The sequence below is a fragment of the Nocardia sp. SSK8 genome (assembly GCF_037034205.1).
Classification (GTDB): Bacteria; Actinomycetota; Actinomycetes; order Mycobacteriales; family Mycobacteriaceae; genus Nocardia.
The window spans coordinates 36492-43461 of sequence record NZ_JBAGKD010000014.1 but is presented as its reverse complement, the minus strand read 5'-3'; the positions used below and the strand labels follow the sequence as shown (position 1 = coordinate 43461).

Below are 6970 nucleotides of genomic sequence, written 5' to 3'. Positions count from 1 at the left end.
TTGATGCGTCGGCAGACCCGGCGTCGTGGCTCCCGCGCCGCGGCGATGATCGCGGCAACCGCAGTGGCCGCCGGACTGATGTCCGGTCTCGGCGCGAGTCCCGCCTCGGCTGACCCGATCATCGATTCCCAGAGCCTGCTGGCCAACCCGGTCGCCCCGGACGGTTCCAAGATCGTCAAGGCCGAGGTCAAGGATTCGCGCAGCCTGCGGTTGCACGTGTACTCCGCGGCCATGGACCAGAACATCATCGTCGACGTGCAGCGCCCGGCCGACGCCTCGGTCCCGCGGCCCACCCTGTACCTGCTCAACGGTGCCGGGGGCGGCGAGGACTCGGCGTCCTGGGTCGCCAAGACCGACGCGCTCGAATTCCTCGGCGACAAGAACGTCAATGTCATCCAGCCCATCGGTGGCGCGTGGAGCTACTACACCGACTGGATCGCCGACGACCCGGTCGTTGGCCGCAACAAGTGGAAGACCTTCTTCACCGAGGAGCTGCCCCCGCTGGTCGACGGCGCGCTGGGCACCAACGGCGTGAACGCCATCGCCGGGCTGTCCACCTCGGGCACCACCGTGCTCGCGCTGCCGATCGCCAAGCCCGGCCTGTACCAGGCCGCCGCGGCCTACAGCGGGTGCGCGCAGACCTCCGACCCGGTCGGCTCGGAGTTCGTGAAGCTCACGGTCGAGACCTGGGGCGGCGGCGACACCATGAACATGTGGGGTCCGCAGGGCTCCGAGGAGTGGGTGAAGAACGACCCGTACGTCAACGCCGAGGGGCTGCGCGGGCTCGATCTCTACATCTCCACCGGCAACGGCCTGCCCGGCCCGTACGACACCCTCGACGGTCCGTACGCGCTGCCCGGTGCCTACGGCCTGGCCAACCAGATCGTCATCGGTGGTGTCATCGAGGCGGGCACCAACTACTGCACGCACAACCTGGCCAACCGGCTCAACGAGCTCGGCATCCCGGCCACCTTCAACTTCCGTCCCAACGGCACCCACTCCTGGGGCTACTGGAAGGACGAGCTGAAGCTGTCCTGGCCGACCCTGGCCCGCGGCCTGGGCCTGTAGGCCCGCACGCTCGACGAACCGCCCCGCCCATCGGCGGGGCGGTTTTCGTTTGGCCGACCTGCCTCTCGCCGTTTGCGAATTGTGGTTAACTTAGGTTGACTGGGTCCGGCGCTGCTTCCCGGCGGCGCCCGAGTAGTCGATGACCCCGGTACGCGGAACGGAAAGTGAGTGCATGGTCGCCGATCGCAGTGAGGCCGAACGCGCCTGCGAGCCGACCACCGCACCGGCGAAGGTCGTGCGCCGCAGGCCCAAGGATCGCAAGTTGCAGATCATGCGGGCCGCCGCGCGCGCGTTCAGCGCCCGCGGCTACTACCCGGTCGGGGTGGACGAGATCGCCGCCGAGGTCGGCATCTCCGGACCCGCCCTGTACCGCCATTTCGCCAACAAATACGCGCTGCTGGTGGCCGCCGCGGAGGCGGGCGCGCGCGGTCTGCGCGACGGCGCGGCCGCCGCCGACGACCCCGCCCTGCCGCCCGAGGCCAGGCTCGACGCGCTGCTCACCGCCGTCGCCGAACAGAACATCGACCTGCGGCGCGAGGCCGGACTCTACCGCTGGGAACGCCGCTACCTCGAGCGCGAGGACCGGGTCCGCATCCGCGCCTTCTACCGCGAACTCGAGGCCATGGTCGCCGCGCCCATCGCCGCGCTGCGCCCCGAGGCGAGCCCCGAGGACGTCACCCTGCTCGCTGTCGGCGCGCTGAGCGCGCTGGCCAGTATCGCCGCGCACCGCACCACCCTCGCGCACTCGCGCATGCTCGCCCTGCAACTCGATATGGCCTGGTCGATCGTGCGCGCCGAGCTGCCGCCCGCGCCCGCCGCGCCCGAACCGGACCGGCAGAACCGCGGCCTGCCGGTGACCTCGAAACGTGAACAGCTGCTCACCGAGGCGATCCGGATCTTCGGCCGCAACGGCTACCACGAGTCCGGCATCGAGGAGATCGGCGCCGCCGTCGGCATCAACGCCTCCAGCGTCTACCGGCACTTCGACAGCAAGGCCGACCTGCTCGCCGCCGCCTTTCACCGCACCGGCGACCGGCTCGCCGTCGCCATCGGCGAGGCGCTGGCCGAATCCGAGACCCGCGCCGACGCCGCCCGCCTCATCGCCGACCGCTACGCCCGGCTCACCTTCGCGACCCCGGAGATCATGCCGGTGTATTACGCGGAGTTCAGCAATCTGCCGCAGGCCGAACAGCACCGGTTGCGCGCGATCCAGCGTCAGAACGTCCTGGAATGGGCCAATCTGCTCGACGGTGATCCGATCGAGGCGCGCTTCCGGGTGCACGCCGCGATCGGGCAGATCATCGACGTCGGCAGGCTGCTGCGCTTCGACGCCCGGCCCGAACAGCTGGCCCGGATGGCCGCGCTGACCGGCGCAGTCCTGATCGGCAACCCCACCGATCAGGACTGAGCCGGAGTCTCAGCGGCCGTGCCGTAACCGGAAGAACGCCTTGGCGGTGCGCAGATGGCGCGGGTGGCGGTCGAAGGTGGACAGCCGCAGCGGCGCGCGATACCGCCTGCGGGCGATGGCCATGGTGCGGCTGTACTCGTAGAGACCCTGCTGGCCGTGGCTGTGGCCCTGGCCGTACTCACCGACGCCGCCGAAGGGCAGGGCCGGGATGCCGGTGAAGGCGGTGGACGAATTCACCGTCACCACCCCGACTCTCAGCTGCTCGGCGATGAATTCGGCGCTGGCGATATCGAGGGTGAACACCGTGACGGCGATGCCGTTGCCCGCCGCGTTCACCCTGGTCACCGCGTCGGCCAGGTCGGCGACCCGGTTGACCACCAGGACCGGGCCGATGCCCTCGCCGGTGATGGCGATGCTCTCCTCGGGCACCTCGGCCAGCACGATCGGCTCCACATACGGCTCGCGGAAGGACTCCAGCCCGCCGAGTACCGCGTGCCCGCCCCGGGCGATGGCGTCGCGGACCTGCCTGCGCACCACGTCGACCTGGGCGCCGTTGATCATCGGGCCGTAGGCGGCGCGATTGTCGGCGCCGGGCCGCAGCCGGGCCGCGCGCTCGGCCACCCGGGCCAGGAAATCGTCGAAGACCGAATCCGCCACATAACAGCGCTGGATGCCGGTGGCGTTCTGGCCCGCGTTGGCCATGGCACCGAAGACCGCCGCCTCGGCCGCCGCGTCGAGCACCGCGTCGACGTGCACGATCATGCTGCCCTTGCCGCTGTGTTCCACCACCACCGGCGTGAGGGTGCGCGCGCACTGGGCGATCACCTCGCGCCCGCCCGCCTCCGGACCGGCGTAGGCGATCTTGTCGACTTCGGCCCGGCACAGTGCCGTCGCGGTGCGCTGGTCACCGGTGACGGCTTGCAGCACCGGCTGGTCGGGGGCGATGGTCGCCCAGCTCTCGGCCAGCCACACGCCCACGCCGGTGGTGAGCTCGTGCGGTTTGAACACCACGGAGTTGCCCGCGGCCATGGCGTAGGCGATGGCGCCCATCGGCGTGAAGACCGGGTTGTTCCAGGCGCCGAGCACCCCGACCACGCCCAGCGGCAGATAGCCGACCGAGGCGTGCTGATTACGGGTGAACCAGCCCGAGGCCAGCCGCTTGCGGCCCAGCGTGCGCTCGGCATTGCGGGCGGCCCAGTCCAGGTTCTCCACCGCCAGCATCACCTCGAGTGCGGCGTCGGCCTCCGGCTTGCCGGTCTCGCTGCGCAGTACCTCCACCAGGGCGCCCGCGTTGCGGGCGATATGACGGCGCCACTTCAGCAGCAGCCGTCTGCGGCCCGCGAAATCCAGTTCGGCCCACCAGTTCTGGGTGGCGCGCGCGGTGCGCACGGCGCGGGTGACCTCGGCGGTGCTGTGCACGGAATACTGCGTGAGCTGTTCGCCGGTGCGCGGGTCGTACGACGTCAGCACGTCGGTTCGGCTCGCGGGCGCGGCGGCGCCCGCCGGTGCTGACTCGATCATTGTCACCTCTCACGGCAGATCGAACACGCCCGTCGGAACGGACCGGTGAGACGAGTGTTTCCCCGAAGGTCAGCGTATGGCCGTCCGAGCGGCCCGACAAGGTCGCCGCACTGCCCTTGCACTGCCCTCGTGAGGAAGACCACACGAGTGTGGAAAACCGGCGAGTCAGACCGAGACGCGACCGGGAAAAGCGCCGGACCGGTAACATCGCGCCGAACGGTATGGATCACCTACCGAGACGAAAAATTCCGTGTGCGCGTTTCCGGACGGGTCTCGCGCGCCCGGTGCGATGGTGGAGAGTTGATGCCGAGTTCGAAGTCAGTGGATTCGCCCGTGGGTGGCGTCGCGCAGCACCGCGACGAGCCCGCGGTGCTGGTATCCGACGTGCGCAAGTCCTTCGGGGACGTGCACGCCCTGCAAGGCATCAGTTTCCAGGCCGAACGGGCCAGCGTGCTCGGCATCCTCGGCCCCAACGGCGCGGGCAAGACCACCACGGTCAAGATCCTGTCCACCCTGCTGAGCCCCGATTCGGGCACCGCGGTGGTCGCCGGACACGACGTGCGCACCGACGCCGCCGGGGTGCGCCGGGCGATCATGATGACCGGCCAGTACGCCGCCCTCGACGAGAACCTCACCGGCCGGGAGAACCTCGAGCTGTTCGGCAGGCTGATGGGCCTGACCAAATCGGCCGCCCGCAAGCGCGCCGAGGTGCTGCTCGAGGAATTCGACCTGGTCAGCGCCGGTAAGCGCGCGGTGCGCAACTACTCCGGCGGGATGCGCCGCCGCGTCGACATCGCCTGCGGCCTGGTGGTGCGGCCCGAGGTGGTCTTCCTCGACGAGCCGACCACCGGTCTGGACCCGCGCAGCCGTCAGGGCGTGTGGGACCTGGTCACCGCGCTGAAGAACCAGGGCATCACGGTGCTGCTCACCACGCAGTACCTCGAAGAGGCCGACGTGCTCAGCGACAACATCATCGTCATCGACAAGGGCACCGTCATCGCCGAGGGCACCGCCGACCAGCTCAAGGCCAAGACCGGCGGCAGCTTCTGCGAGATCGTCCCGCTGGACCCGAGCCGCCTGGCCGCGACCGTGCAGGCGCTGGGCGATCTGGTCCCCGCCGCGGTGGCCGCCGAGATCGCCGGTGCCGACAAGCTCTCGGTGCCCGCCCCCGACGGCGCGGCCACCCTGGCCGAGGCGCTGCGCAGGCTCGACACCGCGGGCATCGACCTGGCCGACATCGCGCTGCGCAGGCCCTCGCTCGACGACGTGTTCCTCTCCATCACCGGCCATTCGGGCGGGCATCAGTGAGTGCCCCCGCCGCCACGGCGGACACCCTGTTCGCCGATCTCCCCGAAGCGCATCCGAGCAGCTTCGCGCAGTGGCGCGCGCTGACCGGGCGCATCGTGCGCACCATGGTCACCAAGGGCGAGCTGATCGTCGCGGTGCTGTTCCCGCTGGTGATCACCGTCGCGTTCTACCTGCCGCTGCGCTATGTGATGAAGGTGCAGGGCATCGACTACGCGCAGTACGTGATGCCCATCATCGTGCTGCAGACCATGGCCATGACCATGATGTCGAATGCCCAGCTGGCCGCGTTCGAGGCGCTCACCGGCCTGAGTACCCGGTTGCAGACCATGCCGATCGGCTCGCTGGTGCCGCTGCTCTCGCGGATCAGCGCGGGCCTGGTGCGTTCGGTGGTCTCGCTGATCGCGACAGTGGGCTACGGCTATCTGATCGGCTTCCGGTTCACCGGCGGCTGGGTGCAGGCGCTGGCGTTCTTCGGCTTCGCGCTGGCCGTCGGCGTGGTGCTGACGCTGGGCGCCGACGCGCTGGGCAGCCTCACCAAGAACCCCGAGGCGCTCAGCCAGGCCCTCACCCTGCCCATCCTGATCTTCGGCATGCTCTCCACCGGCTTCGTGCCCGAGCAGGCCTTCCCCACCTGGGCGCGGGCCTTCGCGCGCAACCAGCCGATCTCGCAGGCCGCGCAGACCCTCAGCGATATGGCCGCCGGTGACCTGAGCTGGGCGGGCACCTGGGTCTCGCTGACGTGGCTCGGCGGGCTGGCCATCTTCTTCCTCCCACTGGCTGTGTGGGCGAGTGTGAGGCGATCATGACGACAACCCTGACCGCGGCCCAGCTGCCGGAGGTGCACGCCAAGCCCGAGGGCGCGGTGACCGTATGGGCGACGCACAGCGTCATCCAGGCCAAGCGCCTGCTGATGGTGTGGCTGCGCGACCCGTCGACGACCATCCAGACCATCGCCTACCCGGCGGTGACCCTGCTGATGTTCCGCATCGTGCTCGGCGACTACATCACCGCCTACGGCGGCATGCCAGCCATCTACGGCCAGGCCGCGCTGTTGACGCTGGTCGCGGCCATGACCGGCGCGGTGGTGAGCGCGCTCGGCTTCAAACGCGAGAAGGCGGCCGGACTGCTCAGCCGCTTCTACACGATGCCGCTGAACAAGGCCTCGCTGCTCACCGGCAGGCTGCTGGCCGAGGTGCTGCGCATCCTGATCACCACGATCATCGTGCTGCTGGTCGCGGTGCCGCTGGGCTTCCTGTTCATGGAATCGCCGCTGACCAATATCGCGCTGGTCAGCGTGCCGGTGCTGTTCGGTCTCGGGTTCGCGGTGATGGTCACGGCGTTGGCCACCATTACCGAGGGCGTGATGCTGGTGAGCTTGATCAGCATCGTCAACACGCTGCTCATGTTCTTCAACACCGGCTTCGTGCCGATCGGCGCCTACCCGACCTGGTTGCAGACCGTGGTCGCCAATCAGCCGATGAGCTGTGCGATCAACGCCATGATCGGGCTGTCCTACGGCGGTCCGGTGACCGAGCCGCTGCTCAAGACTCTCGCGTGGACGGTCGGCATGATCGCGGTGTTCGCGTACCCGGCCATCGCCGGATACAAGAAGGCCGCGCAGACCGCCTAGGTTCCGCACGCCGAATCGCCTCCTCGGACTCCGGG

Annotated in this window: 6 protein-coding genes; 5 read left to right on the top strand and 1 reads right to left on the bottom strand. The window is 69.6% G+C overall.

Annotated elements, in window-relative coordinates:
* Window positions 1-45 precede the first annotated feature (45 nt).
* Both WA675_RS23130 and WA675_RS23125 read left to right on the top strand, forming a co-directional pair.
* Window positions 46-1068 carry an alpha/beta hydrolase gene (locus WA675_RS23130; protein ID WP_336087207.1) on the top strand — a complete coding sequence of 341 codons (1023 nt, stop codon included), beginning with the start codon at window positions 46-48 and terminating at the stop codon, window positions 1066-1068.
* Between the two features lie 172 nt (window positions 1069-1240).
* Window positions 1241-2476, top strand: coding sequence for a TetR/AcrR family transcriptional regulator (locus WA675_RS23125; RefSeq protein WP_336087018.1), 1236 nt, complete (start codon window positions 1241-1243; stop codon window positions 2474-2476).
* 9 nt (window positions 2477-2485) lie between these two features.
* Here the strand turns inward: WA675_RS23125 and WA675_RS23120 are convergent, their stop codons facing one another.
* Complete coding sequence (locus tag WA675_RS23120) at window positions 2486-3997, bottom strand: aldehyde dehydrogenase family protein (RefSeq protein ID WP_336087016.1); 1512 nt, start codon at window positions 3995-3997, stop codon at window positions 2486-2488.
* Between the two features lie 303 nt (window positions 3998-4300).
* Between WA675_RS23120 and WA675_RS23115 the strand changes: the two genes are divergently transcribed.
* From WA675_RS23115 to WA675_RS23105, 3 genes are read left to right on the top strand one after another with little or no spacing between them, the layout of a single operon-like run.
* A complete protein-coding gene (locus tag WA675_RS23115) occupies window positions 4301-5305 on the top strand; it encodes an ATP-binding cassette domain-containing protein (protein ID WP_336087014.1) in 1005 nt (334 codons plus the stop codon).
* A complete protein-coding gene (locus tag WA675_RS23110) occupies window positions 5302-6111 on the top strand; it encodes an ABC transporter permease (RefSeq protein ID WP_336087012.1) in 810 nt (269 codons plus the stop codon). Before WA675_RS23115 ends, WA675_RS23110 begins: the two co-directional genes overlap by 4 nt.
* Entirely contained in the window at window positions 6108-6935 is an 828-nt protein-coding gene (locus WA675_RS23105; protein WP_336087010.1) for an ABC transporter permease, read from the top strand. Before WA675_RS23110 ends, WA675_RS23105 begins: the two co-directional genes overlap by 4 nt.
* Window positions 6936-6970 lie beyond the last annotated feature (35 nt).